This window comes from Microbacterium sp. Root1433D1, from assembly GCF_001426835.1.
In the GTDB taxonomy this organism is placed as follows: domain Bacteria; phylum Actinomycetota; class Actinomycetes; order Actinomycetales; family Microbacteriaceae; genus Microbacterium; species Microbacterium maritypicum.
Genome location: NZ_LMFN01000003.1, coordinates 853,230 through 868,576, shown reverse-complemented (window position 1 = coordinate 868,576; position 15,347 = coordinate 853,230). Strand labels below are relative to the sequence as shown.

The following is a 15,347-nucleotide window of genomic DNA, read 5'->3' as shown; positions in this document are numbered from 1 at the left end:
GCAGGGCTACGACTTGATGTAGGGCTTGCCGTCGGCGGCAGGCGCCTTGATCTGCCCGGCGAACCCGGCGACCGCGAGCAGCGTCACCACGTAGGGCAGCATCAGCATGAACTCACCCGGGATCGGCGTCTTCAGGATCGACAGCAGGTTCTGCAGGTTGGTGGCGAAACCGAACAGCAGCGCCGCGAGCGTCGCGCGGATCGGGTCCCAGCGTCCGAAGATCACCGCGGCAAGGGCGATGAAGCCGAGCCCGGCCGTCATGTCCTTTCCGAACTGCGGGACCGAGACGAGGGTGAAGTACGCGCCGCCCATGCCCGCGATCGCGCCGGCGAGCAGCACGTTCCAGAACCGGGTCGGGTTCACCTTGATGCCCACGGTGTCCGCAGCCTGCGGGTGCTCACCGACGGCACGCAGCCGCAGACCCCACCGGGTGCGGTAGAGGCCCCAGGCCACGACGCCGACGGTGATGAACATCAGGTACCCGATGAACGTCTGGTTGAACAGCACCGGTCCGATGATCGGGATGTCGCTGAGCACCGGGATCTCGACGCGCGGGAAGCGCACCGGCCTGTTCAGCGTCGCCTCGTTCGGAGCGAGCAGCGCGCCGTAGAGGAAGCCCGTGAGACCGGTGACGAGCACGTTGAGCACGACACCGACGATGACCTGCTCGACGAGGTACTTGATCGCGAATGCGGCGAGCACACTCGCCACCAGGACGCCGCCGATCATGGCGCCGACGAGACCGACGAACGGGTTGCCCGTGATGCTCGACAGGAGCGCCGCGGAGAACGCGCCCAGGAGCAGCTGCCCCTCGATCGCGACGTTCACGACGCCGGCACGCTCGCCGATGACGCCGCCGAGAGCTCCGAAGACCAGGGGCACCGAGAGCGAGACCGCACCGAACAGCAGGCTCGTGACCGGCACGAGTCCGCCGGCGGCCGCCCAGACGAGGAACGCGAACACGGCCAGCACGCTGAACGCGATCACCAGCCACAGCGAGGGCGCACGGTAGGTCCATGCCCGAAGGAACGCCCCCACCGTCAGCACCACGAGGATGCCGATCACGACCCAGAAGGTCGAAGCCGTGGGCAGCGCCACGTCCGGCAGCGCGAGCGCCGAGGACTGGTCGGAGAGGCGGAACGTGCTGGTGCCGTCGCGCGGCACGAACAGGAACAGCAGCGCGAGGAGCACGGTGGCGCCGGCGAGGACGATCGGCGCCTTGAGGTGCCGTTCCTTCACGGTCGCCAGCTGGACCGTGCCGTCGGCGGCCTGAGTCTGCACGAGGGACATCATGCCGCCACCGCCTTCTTCGCGGCCTTGGCTCTGAGCCTGGCCGCCTTCTCGATATCGGTCTTCGGGAGGAAGAACACCGCGCGCAGCAGCGGCGGCGCGGCGATGAACAGCACCACGAGCGACTGCACGACGAGCACGATGTCGACCGGGATGTCCTGCGCCTGCATGGAGAAGGACCCTGCCTTGAGCGCGCCGAACAGGATGCCGGCGGCGAACGTGCCCCAGGCGCGACTGCGGCCGAGGAGGGCGACGGTGATCGCGTCGAAGCCGATCCCGGCATCGATGGTCTCGGTGACGCCCGTGGTGACCGCGCCCTGGATCTGGTTCATGCCCGCGAGACCGGCGAGGCCACCGGCGAAGAGCATGGCGTAGACGTAGACGCGCTGGACGCTGATGCCCGCGGCGCGCGCAGCGTGCGGGTTCTCCCCCACGGCGCGCATGCGCATGCCGAGCGACGAGCGCTCGATGAGCCACCAGACGAACAGGGTCGCCACGATCACGATCACGAAGCCGAGGTCGAGCAACGGGAACTGCGGTCCGAGCAGCGTCGGGAACTGGGCGCTCTCCGGCGTCGCCGATCCGAGCGCCTGGTTCGTCCCCGGCTTCTGCAGCAGACCCGGGGTGCGAATCATCCACAGCAGCAGGTAGTACGCGATGTAGTTCAGCATGATCGTGAGGATCACCTCGTGCGCACCCGTGCGCGCCTTGATGAGTCCCGCGATCGCGCCCCAGAGCGCACCGCCCGCGATGCCGGCGATGAGCGTGACCGGGATGTGCAGCCAGATCGGCAGGTCGAGCGAGAACGTCAGCAGTGCGGCGACGGCCACACCGATGAGCATCTGGCCGCGAGCACCGATGTTGAACAGGCCGACGCGGAATGCCAGCGCCACGCCGAGGCCGGCCGCGATGAGCGGCGCCGCGAAGCCGAGCGTGTTGGTCAGCGGTCGGATCTGCGCCGCGAAGTCCGCGCCGCGGGCGTTGAAGATCGCTCCGCGGACCAGGGCCTCGTACCCGTTGTAGACGGCGTTCCACGCGGCGGCGAACGTATCACCGGGCTGTGCGAAGAAGTAGACGGATGCTTCCAGCACGTCTTCGTTCGTGAAGGCGATCAGGACGCCGCCGACGATGAGTGCCAGCACGATCGCGAGGATCGTGGTGACCGCATTGCCGCGGAGGATCTCTTTGAGGATGACGTTGCCGCGCGGGGGCGGCGGCACATCGGAGGGGTCGCGCGGGACCGTGCCGGTGCTCGTGCTGAGCTCCTGCGGCGGAATCCCCTTGGTCACATCTCCTGCGCCGGGTGTCGCTCCGCTCACGCGGCCACCTCCCCTTCGGCCGCTCCGGCCATCATGAGTCCGAGCGTCTCCCGAGGCGTGTCGCCGGGGACGATGCCGACGATCGTGCCGCGGTACATGACCGCGATCCGATCGGCGAGAGCTGCGACCTCGTCGAGCTCCGTGGAGACGACGATCACGGGCACACCCGCGTCGCGCGTCTCGATGATCCGCTTGTGGATGAACTCGATCGAGCCGACGTCGACACCACGGGTGGGCTGCGCCGCGACGAGGAGGCGCAGATCGCGGCTCATCTCCCTGGCGATGACGACCTTCTGCTGGTTTCCGCCGGACAGCGTTCCTGCGGCCGTCTCCGGACCCTGGGTGCGGATGTCGTACTCCTTGATGCGCGCACGGGCGAACTCGTCGAGCACCGAGCGCCGCAGTGTTCCCGCGCGACTGAACGCCGGGTCGTCCGAACGGTCGAGGATCAGGTTCTCCGCGACGGAGAAACCGGCCACCAGGCCGTCTTCCGTGCGGTCTTCCGGCACGAAGCCGACTCCGGCGTCGAGGATCGCGCGCACGCTCTTGCCGACGAGCTCGTTGCCGTCGAGCTCGATGCTGCCTTCGACGCGGGCGGCGAGGCCGACGATGGCCTCCACGAGCTCGGTCTGGCCGTTGCCCTGGACACCCGCGATCGCGAGCACCTCTCCCGGTCGGACGGCGAAGTCGACACCATCGACGACGATGGCCCCGGTGGGAGTCAGCACGCGCAGTCCCTTGACTTCGAATCCGCCCTCGCCCAGGCGCGGCGGTTCCTTGTGCACGGTGAGCTCGACGGCTCGGCCGACCATGAGCGAGGCGAGCTCGCCGTTGGTCGCGGTCGGGGACGCCTCGCCGACGACGCGGCCGAGACGGATGATGGTGATCTTGTCGGCGACCTCGCGGACCTCGCGCAGCTTGTGCGTGATGAACACGATCGCCGTGCCCTCGTCGCGCAGCTGACGCATGATGCTCATCAGCTCGTCGGTCTCCTGCGGCGTGAGCACGGCCGTGGGCTCGTCGAACACGAGCACCTTCGCGTCGCGCGACAGCGCCTTGATGATCTCGACGCGCTGCTGCACGCCGACGGGAAGGTCTCCGACGAGGGCGTCGGGGTCGATGTCGAAACCGAAGCGGGCGGCGACCGATCGCACGTGCTCTCGCGCCTTCGCGATGTCGAGCGTGCCGAGGGCCTTGGTCTGTTCGTGTCCGAGCATCACGTTCTCGGCCACGGTGAACACCGGGACGAGCATGAAGTGCTGGTGGACCATGCCGATCCCCGCAGCCATCGCGTCACCGGGACCGCGGAAGCGCTGCACCTCGTCATCGAGGAGGATCTCGCCCTCGTCGGCCTGATACAGGCCGTAGAGCACGTTCATGAGGGTGGACTTGCCTGCGCCGTTCTCACCGAGGAGCGCGTGGATCTCACCCGGTTCGACCACGAGATCGATGTGGTCGTTGGCAACGAGGGTGCCGAATCGCTTGGTGATGCCGCGAAGTTCGAGCTTCATATCTGCACCTTATCCAGAAGAGTTGTCCAGGAGAATCATCGTCCGTCCACGACACGGGGCGAGTGGCATCCTGCTCACCACTCGCCCCGTGCGGGAACTGCGACGGAATTACTTGGAGGTCGGGGAGTTCGGGGACTCCACCTTGATGTCGCCAGAGATGATCTGCTCCTGCAGAGCCTTGAGCTCGTCGGTCAGACCCTCCGGCAGCTTCGACTCGAAGTCACCGAAGCCGGAGAGCTTGACGCCCTCGTTCTCGAGCGTGCCCACGTACGGGGCCGGGTCGAACTCGCCCTTGGCCGCAGCCAGGGTCGCGTCCTTCACGGCGACGTCGATCGCCTTCATGATCGAGACGAGCGTGATGCCGGCCACCTCGGGGTCGGCGACGGCGAGGTCGCTGTCGACACCGAGCATCAGGGTGTCCTTGCCGCTGTCGGCGATCGCCGCAGCCGCGCTCTGGTAGACGGGGCCGCCGACCGGGAGGATGACGTCGACGCCCTGGTCGAGCACACCCTGTGCGGTCTGCTTGGCGGTGTCGTTCGCGTCGAAGCCGCCCGTGAACGAGCCCTTCTGCGTGGCCTCGTCCCAGCCGAAGACCTCGACCGCAGCGGACTTGTCCTCGTTGTACTTCTCGACACCGAGCTGGTAGCCGTCCATGAACACGGCGACCGACGGGATCTGCATTCCGCCGAACGTGCCGACCTTGTTCACACCGCTCTGGGCAGACCACGATGCGGCAGCGTAGCCGCCGAGGTATGCGGCCTGAGCCGTGTCGAAGACGAGGGGCTTGATGTTCGGGGCATCGACGGTGCCGTCGAAGTCGTTGTCGGCCCAGTCGTCGATGATCGCGTAGTCGATGTCGGGGTTCGCGAGAGCGGACTCGACCGTGGCGGCGGACAGCTTGAAGCCGACCGAGACGATGAGCGAGCAGCCCTCGGAGACCGCGGTCTCGAGGTTCGGCGCGTAGTCGTTGTCATTCGCCGACTCGAACTCGAGGGGCTTGATGTCCAGCTCCTCGGCGGCACTGTCCATGCCCTCCTTGGCGGACTGGTTGAACGACTTGTCGTTCCATCCGCCGGCGTCGGAGACGAGGCAGGGAAGGAAGTCGGAGGCGACCGGCTCGCCGGAGCCGGCGGGCTTGTCTGTCGGTGCCTGGCCGCAACCGGCGAGTGCGAAGACGACGCCAGCGGCGACGGTGACGCCGAGCAGCTTCTTGGTGGTGGAGATGGTCAACTGATGCCTCCCTCAACGAAACCGCGGCCATCGCGGATCGATCAAAGTTACCTACTGTTTCGGCTTTTGTGCACGCCCGCCCCGCATGTGCTGGCCAATGGTTACCAAGCTGAAATCAAGACAGCCGATGAGCGTGAGAGCGTGCTCATCGGAGCAGGCGTCAGAGCACGTCTCCGCGACCGGTGAGCTTGAGCGACTCGACCACGCCCTTGACCCGCTGCGCGTGCTGCACGGTGGTGACCAGCAGCGCGTCGGGGGTGTCGACCACGACGATGTCCTGCACCCCCACCAGGCTGATCACGCGCGAGGTCTGGCTGACGAGGATTCCGCTCGCGCCGTCGGTGAGAACGCGCGCGTTCGGGCCGAGAACGGCGAGATCGTTCTTGCGACCGTTGGTGATGAGCTTGGTCAGCGAGGCGAAATCGCCCACGTCGTCCCAGTCGAAGTGGCCGGGGACGACGGCGAGGCGTCCGCGGCGGGCGGCGGGTTCGGCGACCGCGTAGTCGATCGCGATCTTCTTCAGGCGCGGCCAGATCCGATCGACCGCCGGTCCTCGACGATCGCGGTCGTCCCATGCCTCGGCGAGTTCGAGCAGACCGGCGTGCAGTTCGGGCTCGTTCACGGCCAGCTCCTCCAGCAGCACGCTGGCCTTGGCGATGAACATGCCCGCGTTCCAGAGGTACCCGCGATCAGCGATGTAGGACTTCGCCGTCTCGAGATCGGGCTTCTCCACGAAACTCTCGACGAGAGCGGCCTCGCGCGCGCCTTCGACCACGAGCTCGGGCCCCATCTTGATGTAGCCGAAACCGATCGCCGGCTCGGTCGGCGTGATGCCGATCGTGCAGATGTAACCCTCCCGCGCCACCTCGACGGCGTCGCGCACCGCGAACTCGAACACGCGTGTGCCGCGGATCACGTGGTCCGCGCTGAACGAGCCGATGATCACGTCGGGATTGCGGCGGTGCAGAATCGCCGCGGCGAGTCCGATCGCCGCCGCCGACTCGCGCGGCTCGGACTCCAGGAAGACGTTCAGGTCGGGGATGCCGGGCAGCTCCGCCTCGACGGCCGCGCGATGGGCACGGCCGGTGACGACGGCGATCCGGTCCGCCCCGGCGAGCGGGACGAGCCGATCCCAGGTGTCGCGCAGCAGCGAGTGCCCGGACCCCGTCAGGTCGTGCAGGAACTTCGGTGCGTCCGCCCGGGAGAGCGGCCACAGCCTGCTGCCGATGCCGCCGGCGGGAATGACTGCGTAGAAATCCTTGATGGGTGCGCTCACCCTGCCAGGGTAGCCGCAGAGAAGCAGCCGACATCCGGGGCCGATCATCCGACGCCCGGGGCCACGGCCTCTGCGCTGGAGGAACCGGCAGTACGCACCCTCGTGAGTACGTAGAGGATCGGCAGGACGAGGACGGCGGCGACCGCGTACACCAGCGCCAGCGTGTCCGAGTCCCGGAGCCCGCCGGTCAGCGAGAGCCACGCGGGGATCGCTGCCGTGCCGATGCCTTCCGTCACCGCGACGGCACCGGTGAAACGCGTCAGTCCCTGCTTCTCCAGACCGAGGACCAGGAAGAACAACATCCACAGCACGGCCCACAGGATCCAGATCACGACGAAGACCCGGCCGCCCTGCGCCCAGGTGGCCCCCGCGAAGCCGATCGCCGCGACCGCCACGAACAACGAGAACCATCCGAGCCCGCGAGCGGGAAGGCCCGCGAGCGCATTTATCCCCACCCACAGGTACGTGAATCCGAAGAGATAGAGACCGCTCGCCGCAAGGATCACCGCGTCATCGCCCTGCGCCCCGACGACCATCAGTGTCGGCGTGAAGACCTGCATCGCGCCGACGAACAGATTGAGCGGTGCGGCATCGCGACCCGTCATCACCCCGAGCAGCATGACGCCGTTGATGATCAGCACCGCACCGACGTAGAGAAGGCCGATATCCGACATCCTCGTCTCCTTCCTTGAGGCGCGATGGCAGACGCGTTCGATTCGCGCCCGCCATCGCGCCGGAGGTGGGTCGTCCCGCCCGTCAGACGTTGCGGGGCAGGATGTCCTTGTCGAAGATGTCGAGTGGCACCTTCAACACCACCGCGGCATTGGGGATGTCGACGATCCCGCCGACGTGCATCTCGCACGGGGCGACGGAGATGATCGTGTAGGCCTGCTCCGGGGTATACCCGAACTTGCCCAGATACTCGATCGCCTGTTCGATGGCCTGCACCGCCGCCATCGTGGTGTCGAGGTACTTCTGCTCACCGCCCGCCGCCGACAGCCCCGTGAACGAGATGTAGCGTGTCCCGAAGTCCGGGTCGAACGGCGACGGCCGGAACATCGGCGTGCGCACGCCGTATCGCGCCATGCCGTCCTTGATGACCGAGAACCGGAACCAGCCGACACCGTCCATCTCGATCGCGTTCCAGGTCACTTCGCCGTCGCCCTCCGCGAAGTGGAAGTCTCCGGCGGAGAAGAGCGCCCCTTCCACGAACACGGGGAAGAACACGCGCGACCCCCGCGAGAGGTTCTTGATGTCCATGTTCCCGCCGTTCTCGCGGGGAGGAATGGTACGAGCCGCCGTCGCGGCCACGCGCTCCCATTCCTCGCCTTCGAGCGTTCGCAGCACGGACGCATCCTTGGCATCGAGCCGTGGGGCCGCGAGTCCGTCCGCGATCAGCGGGTCCTCCCGTTCGTTCCAGACACGGAGCAGGTCGTGAGAGGGAGCGACACCGGTGATGCCCGGGTGGCTGATGGCGGGAATCGCCACTCCGGGGATCTGGCGGCTCGTCGCCGACGTGCCGTGGAGATCCCACACCGTCTTGAAGCCCTCGGGGAACCAGGAGGCCAACGGCCCGCCCATCCCGGGCAGGATGTTCGAGTAGCCGATTCCCGAGAGAGGCTGGACGTCGAGGATGTCCACGACGAGCAGATCTCCCGGCTTGACACCGTCCACCCGCACCGGTCCGGTGAGCGGATGCGTCCGGAACAGATCGAAGTTCTGGATGTCACTCGGGTCGTCGTCGTCCTGCAGCTGGTAGTCGTCGTACCCACCGCACTCCAGGATCAGTTCTTCGCCCAGCCCGACCTCCACGAGCGGCGGGATGTCAGGGTGCCAGCGGTTGTGCCCCAGCTCCTTCTGCTCCGCGAGTGGCACCCCCACTTCGCATCGGAATCTCTGCACACCCAGGTCCCGATCCGGGAACCGCGAGACCCCGGTCGTCGTGAAATCCGTACCTTCAGACATCGTCGTCCTCCTCTGCGTTGAACAGTTAGGAGGATTTAATTCCATTTGGAACTAATAGTCAAGGACCGCAGGACCCGATCGCTTACCGGAGCGGCACCCCGCGGAGCATCTCGGTGAGAGCCTGCGTCTCCCACTCGCGCAAGTCGGGCAGCGCCCCCGCGATCTCCGCGTCCACCAGGTCGGCATAGGCAACGGCCTTCCCTCTCCCGCGGTCGGTCAGGCGGACGACGATCCTCCGCCGGTCCTCCTCGTCGAGCACGCGGTGCACGAGGGCGAGATCGACGAGCTTGTCGATCGTTCGCGTCAGAGTCGCCGGAGGGACGAGTGCGATGCGACCGAGCTCGGATGTCGTCGCCACCTCGCACTCACGCAGGTGGTCCAGCACGAGATAGTGCGCGACGCCGAGCCCCGTACCTCGCAGGCCGGACGCCATCGCGCGTTCGATGCCGTCTGCCGCCACCAGCAATGCTCGCGCCAGGTCCGCCCGAACCACGGAATCAGCGACCATGAGTGAACCCTCTCCCGTCCAGCGATACGTCACATCTTGACCATTCGCTTCCCGCGCATCATACTTCCATATGAGTGCAAAAGCGGTCACGAGCGTCCCGGCGCGACCGGCAGACCCCGACGCCGGCACTACTTCGATCAGAGAGGATCGACAATGCGGATCGATGAGCCCCTGCGCATCGGCCTCGCGATCCCCCGCCAGGGACCGGGCGGCATCTTCGGCCCTTCCTGCGAGGCGGTGGCAGAGCTGGCGGCATCGCAGCTCAACGCACGGCACGGCATCCTCGAACGCGAGGTCGTCATCGAAGTCATCGATGCGGGGGGCAGCGTGCAGGAGACTCAGCGCAACGTGGTCGCCGCGATCCAGGAGGACCGCGCCCACGCGATCACCGGTTGGCACATCTCGTCGGTACGAGAGCACCTCGCCCCCGTCCTGGCGAGATACGGCGTCCCCTACGTCTACACGTCCCTCCACGAGGGAGCGCGCACACCCGGCGTGCTCTCGACGGGAGAGACGCCTGCCGACCAGATGACCCCGGGTCTGGAATGGTTGCGTCGCGAATTCGGTGTGCGGCGGTGGGCGATCGTCGGCGCGGACTACATCTGGCCGCGTGAGACGGCGCGATCCATCCGCCGTCACGCCGACGCCACCGGACTCGAGATCGTGCACGAGAGTTTCGTGCGATACGGCTGCCGCGACTTCGGCGCCGTGCTGGGCGAGCTGTCGACGGCCCGCGCCCAGGGCGTCGTGATGCTGTTGGTCGGCCGCGATGCCGTGCTGTTCAACCGCCAGTTCGCTGCGGCGGGGCTGCAGGATCACCTGATCCGATTCACCCCGCTCATGGAGGAGAACATGCTGCTGGCCTCCGGAGAGGATGCGGTCCACGAGCTCTATGTGGCTGCGGCGTACTTCAACACCCTCGCCACGCCGTCGGCACTCGATTTCGCCGGCGCCTACGGAGCGGAGTTCGGCTTCGACGCCCCCGCGCTCAACAACGCGGCCGAGTCCTGCTACGAGGGGATTCTCGCACTGGCCGCAGCCGCCGAGCACGCACGCTCCCTCGACGTCCGCTCGCTGCTGTCCAGCGCGAGCGAAGGAGTCTCCTACGAGGGCCCGCGCGGACTCGTCACCCTCTCCGAAGGGGGCACGCGTCAACGCGTGCACATCGCCCGCGCCGACCGGTTCGAGTTCGATGTCCTGGCGTCCTTCGGCGGTGTCCCCTGAGCGCACACGCACCGGCCGCAGGGTGGGGACGGGGCACGCAGGATGCTCGGGCTCTCCCGACATCGAGAGACTTAGGCTCCCCTTCGTCGCTCCCAGTGATCTGACAGGAATAAGATGGACAGCGATCGGGCGTGCCTGAGACTTCGCCAGGCTCACACTTGAACGAGAGCAGTGCACGCGACCGAGTCACATCGATCCAGGGAGGACGACCGTGTCCACAAGCGCCCGCTTGACACCGTCGATTTCGGAAACCACGTCCAAGACCCCACGCGGCACCCTCTATCGGGGTCGCGAAGGCATGTGGTCGTGGGTGCTTCACCGCATCACCGGAGTCGCCATCTTCTTCTTCCTGTTGGTGCACGTGCTCGACACGGCGCTGATCAGGGTGTCGCCGGAGGCGTACAACGCCGTCATCGGCACATACAAGAACCCGGTCATGGCCCTCGGTGAGGTCGTGCTCGTCGCCGGCATCGTGTTCCACGCGATGAACGGCCTGCGCATCATCGCCGTCGACTTCTGGTCGAAGGGCGCCAAGTATCAGCGTCAGCTGTTCTGGGGCGTCCTGCTGGTGTGGGGCATCATCATGGCCGGCTTCGTGCCCCGCCACCTGATGCTCGCGTTCGCCGGGTTCGGAGGGGGACACTGATGTCTGCACAGACCATGGCGACCGCCCCGGTGCGCCGCCGCCGCGGAGTCAACCTCGAGAAGTGGGGCTGGATCTTCATGCGCGTCTCGGGCGTCGTGCTCGTCGTGCTGATCTTCGGCCACCTCTTCGTCAACCTCATGGTGGGCGAAGGCATCCACGCCCTCGACTTCGCGTTCATCGCCGGCAAGTTCGCCACGCCGTTCTGGCAGTGGTGGGACGTGCTGATGCTGTGGCTCGCACTCATCCACGGCGCCAACGGCATGCGCACGATCGTGAACGACTACGTGACGAACAGCACGGCGCGCAAGGCGCTGGTCTGGGCGCTCGGGCTGGCCGCCGGCCTGCTCATCATCCTCGGCACGCTCGTGGTCTTCACGTTCGACCCGTGCCTGGGTGTGACCGAGGACAGCGTCCTCTGGTCCGAATGCGCCGCGATCGTCGGGAACTAGAAGAAGGCATACGAGAAGTGACTACCGAGACGCAGGATTCCGTCGTCCGTGACGGCGTGCACTACCACCAGTTCGACATCGTCATCGTGGGAGCCGGTGGGGCGGGCATGCGTGCCGCCATCGAGGCGGGCCCCGGGGCGAAGACCGCCGTGATCTCCAAGCTGTACCCCACGCGCTCGCACACCGGTGCGGCGCAGGGCGGTATGGCGGCGGCCCTCGCGAACGTCGAAGAGGACTCCTGGGAGTGGCACACCTTCGACACCGTCAAGGGCGGTGACTACCTCGTCGACCAGGACGCGGCCGAGATCCTCGCGAAGGAGGCCATCGACGCGGTCATCGACCTCGAGAACATGGGCCTCCCCTTCAACCGCACGCCCGAGGGCAAGATCGACCAGCGCCGCTTCGGCGGGCACACCGCAGAGCACGGCAAGACCCCGGTCCGCCGCGCCTGCTATGCCGCCGACCGCACCGGCCACATGATCCTGCAGACGCTGTTCCAGAACTGCGTCAAGCTCGGCATCAACTTCTTCAACGAGTTCTACGTCCTGGATCTGCTCACGGTGAAGGATGCCGACGGCAAGACCCAGGTCTCGGGCGTCGTCGCCTACGATCTCGCGACCGGCGAGCTGCACGTCTTCCAGGCCAAGGCCGTGATCTTCGCGACCGGCGGTTTCGGCAAGATCTTCAAGACGACGTCGAACGCGCACACCCTCACCGGCGACGGCGTCGGCATCGTGTGGCGCAAGGGACTCCCCCTCGAGGACCTGGAGTTCTTCCAGTTCCACCCGACCGGCCTCGCCGGTCTCGGCATCCTCCTCACCGAGGGCGCACGAGGAGAGGGCGCGATCCTGCGCAACGCCTCGGGTGAGCGCTTCATGGAGCGCTACGCCCCGACCATCAAGGACCTCGCCCCGCGCGACATCGTCGCCCGCTGCATGGTGCAGGAGGTCCTCGACGGCCGTGGCGCCGGTCCCCACAAGGACTACGTGCTGCTGGACTGCACGCACCTGGGAGCCGAGGTTCTCGAGACCAAGCTCCCCGACATCACCGAGTTCGCACGCACGTACCTCGGCGTCGACCCGGTCGTCGAGCCCGTGCCCGTGATGCCCACCGCGCACTACGCCATGGGCGGCATCCCGACCAACAACGACGGCGAGGTGCTCGCGGACAACACCACCGTCGTCCCCGGCCTCTACGCCGCCGGCGAGTGCGCCTGCGTCTCGGTGCACGGCGCGAACCGCCTCGGCACCAACTCGCTCCTGGACATCAACGTCTTCGGAAAGCGCGCCGGCCGCAACGCCGTCGAGTACGTCAAGACCGCCGAGTTCGTGCCGCTCCCCGAGAACCCGGCGGCATTCGTGTCGGGCATGCTCGAGGACCTGCGCAACAACCAGGGCACCGAGCGCATCGCCGTGCTCCGCAAGACCCTGCAGGACGAGATGGACAAGGGCGCGCAGGTCTTCCGCACGCACGATTCCCTCCAGCACGTGCTCGGCGTGATCGCCGAACTGCGTGAGCGCTACAAGAACGTCCACGTCGACGACAAGGGCCAGCGGTTCAACACCGACCTGCTCGAAGCCGTCGAGCTGGGCTTCCTCCTCGACATCGCCGAGGTCGTCGTCTACGCCGCGCAGAACCGCGAGGAGAGCCGCGGCGGACACATGCGCGACGACTTCCCGAAGCGCGACGACGAGAAGTACATGAAGCACACCATGGCCTACCTGACCGGTGACCCGCACTCCTCCACGCCGAGCGATCACATCAAGCTCGACTGGAAGCCGGTCGTCTTCACGAAGAACGAGCAGGGCGAGTTCAACTACCCGCCGATGGAGAGGAAGTACTGAGCATGTCGACCGCCATCGCAGAGGCACCTGCCGACACGACCGAGGAGACCGGCATCCAGTCCTTCGTCGTCACGTTCAACATCCGCCGGTTCAACCCGGAGGTCGACGCCGAGCCGCACTGGGTCGACTACGACGTGGAGCTCTACTCCACCGACCGTGTGCTCGACGCCCTGCACAAGATCAAGTGGGAGGTCGACGGCTCCCTGACCTTCCGCCGCTCCTGCGCTCACGGCATCTGCGGCTCCGACGCCATGCGCATCAACGGCCGCAACCGCCTCGCCTGCAAGACGCTGATCAAGGACCTCGACATCTCGAAGCCGATCTACGTCGAGGCGATCAAGGGCCTGCCGCTGGAGAAGGACCTGGTCGTCGACATGGAGCCGTTCTTCGCGTCGTACCGCGAGGTGCAGCCGTTCCTGGTCGCCAGCTCCGTGCCGGAGAAGGGCAAGGAGCGCGTCCAGTCCATCGCCGACCGCGAGATCTTCGACGACACCACCAAGTGCATCCTGTGCGCCGCGTGCACCTCGTCCTGCCCCGTGTTCTGGACCGACGGGCAGTACTTCGGCCCGGCCGCGATCGTCAACGCCCACCGCTTCATCTTCGACTCCCGCGATGACAACGCAGCGGTCCGCCTCGACATCCTCAACGACAAGGAAGGCGTGTGGCGCTGCCGCACCACCTTCAACTGCTCCGAGGCATGCCCCCGTGGCATCGAGGTCACCAAGGCCATCGCCGAGGTCAAGCAGGCCGTGCTCCGCGGGCGTCCCTGACGACGCTTCTGCAGTCGCATGCGAACAGGCGGTCCCTTCGGGGGCCGCCTGTTCGCGTATCCGCCACCACTCTCCCCGCCCCCACCTCTTGGGTAGGGTGGGGAGGTGTCCGAACCCGATGGCTCCGAGGCCGAGTCCGGTCGCCTCGATGCGGCCGTCGAGCGCGCGACCGCACTGACACAGCGCACCCTCGGTCTGTTCCCGGTGCGGGTCTGGCGCCATTTCCTGCAGCACAACGGATTCCTCCTCGCTGCGGGCGTGAGCTATCAGGCGCTGTTCGCGATCTTCGCGGCGATCTATCTCGTCTTCGCGATCGCCGGGCTCTGGCTCGGTGGCAGCGAGGAGGCGGTGGATGGCCTGATCGCCATGATCAACCGCTACATCCCCAATCTGATCCTCCCCGAAGGCGGTGTCTTCACGCCCGCACAGGTGCAGGAGATCGCGGTGAACACCACGGGGCTGCTGAGCGTGACCGGTCTGATCGCCCTCGGCACCGTGATCTGGACGGCCATCGGATGGGTCACGTTCTCGCGTCGGGCGACGAGGGACATCTTCGGCCTGCCGCCGGACCGGCGCAGCTACGTGCTGCTGAAGGCCAGGGACCTGCTGGCGGCCGTGATCTTCGGTGTCTCTCTCGTCGTCGGCTCACTGCTCAGCTCCGCCAGCGCGGCGGTGCTGAGCTGGCTCCTCAGCCTGCTGGGGTGGGACTCCGGCTCCGACGGGATCAACATCAGCATCCGCATCGGCACCGTGCTGGTGTCGTTCGCCCTGATGTCCGGGGCGCTGGCGGCGATGGTGCGCTTCCTGACGGGAACGTCACTGCACTGGCACGTGATCTGGCCGGGGGCGCTTCTCGGCGGCGGCGCGATGACCATCCTCCAGTACGGGGCCGGATTCCTGCTGAGCTACACGCCCTCCAACCCGCTGCTCGCCACGTTCGCCATCTTCATCGGGCTCCTGCTGTGGTTCCGCGTGAACGGGGTGGTGATGCTGGTGGCGTCCTCCTGGATCGCTGTCGCCGCGCAGGATCGCGATTTGCCTCTGTTGACGCTCACGGATGCCGAACGCCGCGTGGCCGAGTATCAAGCGCTGTTGACGGCGGCGCGCATCCGGGTGCGCAAAGCCCACGCCGCCCGCGAGAGTGCGCCGTGGTACCGCGCGTGGGCTGCGGAGAGGGCCGTGCGCGACGCGGAGCAGGAGCTCGCGGACCTCGAGGCCTCTCCTCCCCCACCCGACGACCCGCGCGGCCCGCTGGCCCAGCGCCTGCTCACGGAGCTGCATCGACCGGGACGGGATGTCGGCGGCGCTCGTTAGG

The 15,347-nt window shown here is 67.2% G+C and carries 14 protein-coding genes; 6 read left to right on the top strand and 8 right to left on the bottom strand.

What is annotated here, in order from left to right:
* Nucleotides 1–6: 6 nt before the first annotated feature.
* From ASD13_RS15130 to ASD13_RS15095, 8 genes are all read right to left on the bottom strand, one after another.
* Nucleotides 7–1,290 carry an ABC transporter permease gene (locus ASD13_RS15130; RefSeq protein WP_017828469.1) on the bottom strand — a complete coding sequence of 428 codons (1,284 nt, stop codon included), beginning with the start codon at nucleotides 1,288–1,290 and terminating at the stop codon, nucleotides 7–9.
* Nucleotides 1,290–2,609, bottom strand: a complete 1,320-nt coding sequence (locus tag ASD13_RS15125; protein ID WP_055870872.1) for an ABC transporter permease — start codon at nucleotides 2,607–2,609, stop codon at nucleotides 1,290–1,292. The genes ASD13_RS15130 and ASD13_RS15125 overlap by 1 nt, the downstream gene beginning before the upstream one ends.
* Nucleotides 2,606–4,120: an ABC transporter ATP-binding protein gene (locus ASD13_RS15120; RefSeq protein ID WP_017828467.1), complete on the bottom strand. Its 1,515-nt coding sequence runs from the start codon at nucleotides 4,118–4,120 to the stop codon at nucleotides 2,606–2,608. Before ASD13_RS15120 ends, ASD13_RS15125 begins: the two co-directional genes overlap by 4 nt.
* 108 nt (nucleotides 4,121–4,228) lie before the next feature.
* Complete coding sequence (locus ASD13_RS15115) at nucleotides 4,229–5,350, bottom strand: BMP family lipoprotein (RefSeq protein ID WP_017828466.1); 1,122 nt, start codon at nucleotides 5,348–5,350, stop codon at nucleotides 4,229–4,231.
* Between the two features lie 160 nt (nucleotides 5,351–5,510).
* Complete coding sequence (locus tag ASD13_RS15110) at nucleotides 5,511–6,626, bottom strand: mannose-1-phosphate guanylyltransferase (protein ID WP_017828465.1); 1,116 nt, start codon at nucleotides 6,624–6,626, stop codon at nucleotides 5,511–5,513.
* A gap of 44 nt (nucleotides 6,627–6,670) precedes the next feature.
* Nucleotides 6,671–7,300 carry an AmiS/UreI family transporter gene (locus tag ASD13_RS15105; RefSeq protein ID WP_055870866.1) on the bottom strand — a complete coding sequence of 210 codons (630 nt, stop codon included), beginning with the start codon at nucleotides 7,298–7,300 and terminating at the stop codon, nucleotides 6,671–6,673.
* Between the two features lie 82 nt (nucleotides 7,301–7,382).
* Nucleotides 7,383–8,591, bottom strand: coding sequence for an acetamidase/formamidase family protein (locus ASD13_RS15100; protein WP_200935195.1), 1,209 nt, complete (start codon nucleotides 8,589–8,591; stop codon nucleotides 7,383–7,385).
* An 82-nt stretch (nucleotides 8,592–8,673) separates the two neighbouring features.
* On the bottom strand, nucleotides 8,674–9,099 hold the full coding sequence (locus ASD13_RS15095) for a MarR family winged helix-turn-helix transcriptional regulator (RefSeq protein WP_055870862.1): 426 nt from the start codon (nucleotides 9,097–9,099) through the stop codon (nucleotides 8,674–8,676).
* Between the two features lie 153 nt (nucleotides 9,100–9,252).
* Between ASD13_RS15095 and ASD13_RS15090 the strand changes: the two genes are divergently transcribed.
* From ASD13_RS15090 to ASD13_RS15065, 6 genes are all read left to right on the top strand, one after another.
* Complete coding sequence (locus tag ASD13_RS15090; RefSeq protein ID WP_055870859.1) at nucleotides 9,253–10,323, top strand: substrate-binding domain-containing protein; 1,071 nt, start codon at nucleotides 9,253–9,255, stop codon at nucleotides 10,321–10,323.
* Between the two features lie 211 nt (nucleotides 10,324–10,534).
* Entirely contained in the window at nucleotides 10,535–10,969 is a 435-nt protein-coding gene (gene sdhC / locus ASD13_RS15085; RefSeq protein ID WP_074731658.1) for a succinate dehydrogenase, cytochrome b556 subunit, read from the top strand.
* Complete coding sequence (locus ASD13_RS15080; RefSeq protein ID WP_055870856.1) at nucleotides 10,969–11,418, top strand: succinate dehydrogenase hydrophobic membrane anchor subunit; 450 nt, start codon at nucleotides 10,969–10,971, stop codon at nucleotides 11,416–11,418. The genes sdhC and ASD13_RS15080 overlap by 1 nt, the downstream gene beginning before the upstream one ends.
* Before the next feature lie 17 nt (nucleotides 11,419–11,435).
* On the top strand, nucleotides 11,436–13,262 hold the full coding sequence (gene sdhA / locus ASD13_RS15075; protein ID WP_017828463.1) for a succinate dehydrogenase flavoprotein subunit: 1,827 nt from the start codon (nucleotides 11,436–11,438) through the stop codon (nucleotides 13,260–13,262).
* A 2-nt stretch (nucleotides 13,263–13,264) separates the two neighbouring features.
* Nucleotides 13,265–14,032, top strand: a complete 768-nt coding sequence (locus tag ASD13_RS15070) for a succinate dehydrogenase iron-sulfur subunit (protein ID WP_017828462.1) — start codon at nucleotides 13,265–13,267, stop codon at nucleotides 14,030–14,032.
* Between the two features lie 105 nt (nucleotides 14,033–14,137).
* Nucleotides 14,138–15,346, top strand: coding sequence for a YihY/virulence factor BrkB family protein (locus tag ASD13_RS15065; RefSeq protein WP_055870853.1), 1,209 nt, complete (start codon nucleotides 14,138–14,140; stop codon nucleotides 15,344–15,346).
* Nucleotide 15,347 lies beyond the last annotated feature (1 nt).

Bases quoted from the DNA above. Each gene is read 5' to 3' on its own strand.
- ASD13_RS15130 (WP_017828469.1), bottom strand. From the start codon at position 1,290: ATGTCCCTCGTGCAGACTCAGGCCGCCGACGGCACGGTCCAGCTGGCG.
- ASD13_RS15120 (WP_017828467.1), bottom strand. From the start codon at position 4,120: ATGAAGCTCGAACTTCGCGGCATCACCAAGCGATTCGGCACCCTCGTT.
- ASD13_RS15105 (WP_055870866.1), bottom strand. From the start codon at position 7,300: ATGTCGGATATCGGCCTTCTCTACGTCGGTGCGGTGCTGATCATCAAC.
- ASD13_RS15100 (WP_200935195.1), bottom strand. From the start codon at position 8,591: ATGTCTGAAGGTACGGATTTCACGACGACCGGGGTCTCGCGGTTCCCG.
- ASD13_RS15095 (WP_055870862.1), bottom strand. From the start codon at position 9,099: ATGGTCGCTGATTCCGTGGTTCGGGCGGACCTGGCGCGAGCATTGCTG.
- ASD13_RS15090 (WP_055870859.1), top strand. From the start codon at position 9,253: ATGCGGATCGATGAGCCCCTGCGCATCGGCCTCGCGATCCCCCGCCAG.
- ASD13_RS15080 (WP_055870856.1), top strand. From the start codon at position 10,969: ATGTCTGCACAGACCATGGCGACCGCCCCGGTGCGCCGCCGCCGCGGA.
- ASD13_RS15070 (WP_017828462.1), top strand. From the start codon at position 13,265: ATGTCGACCGCCATCGCAGAGGCACCTGCCGACACGACCGAGGAGACC.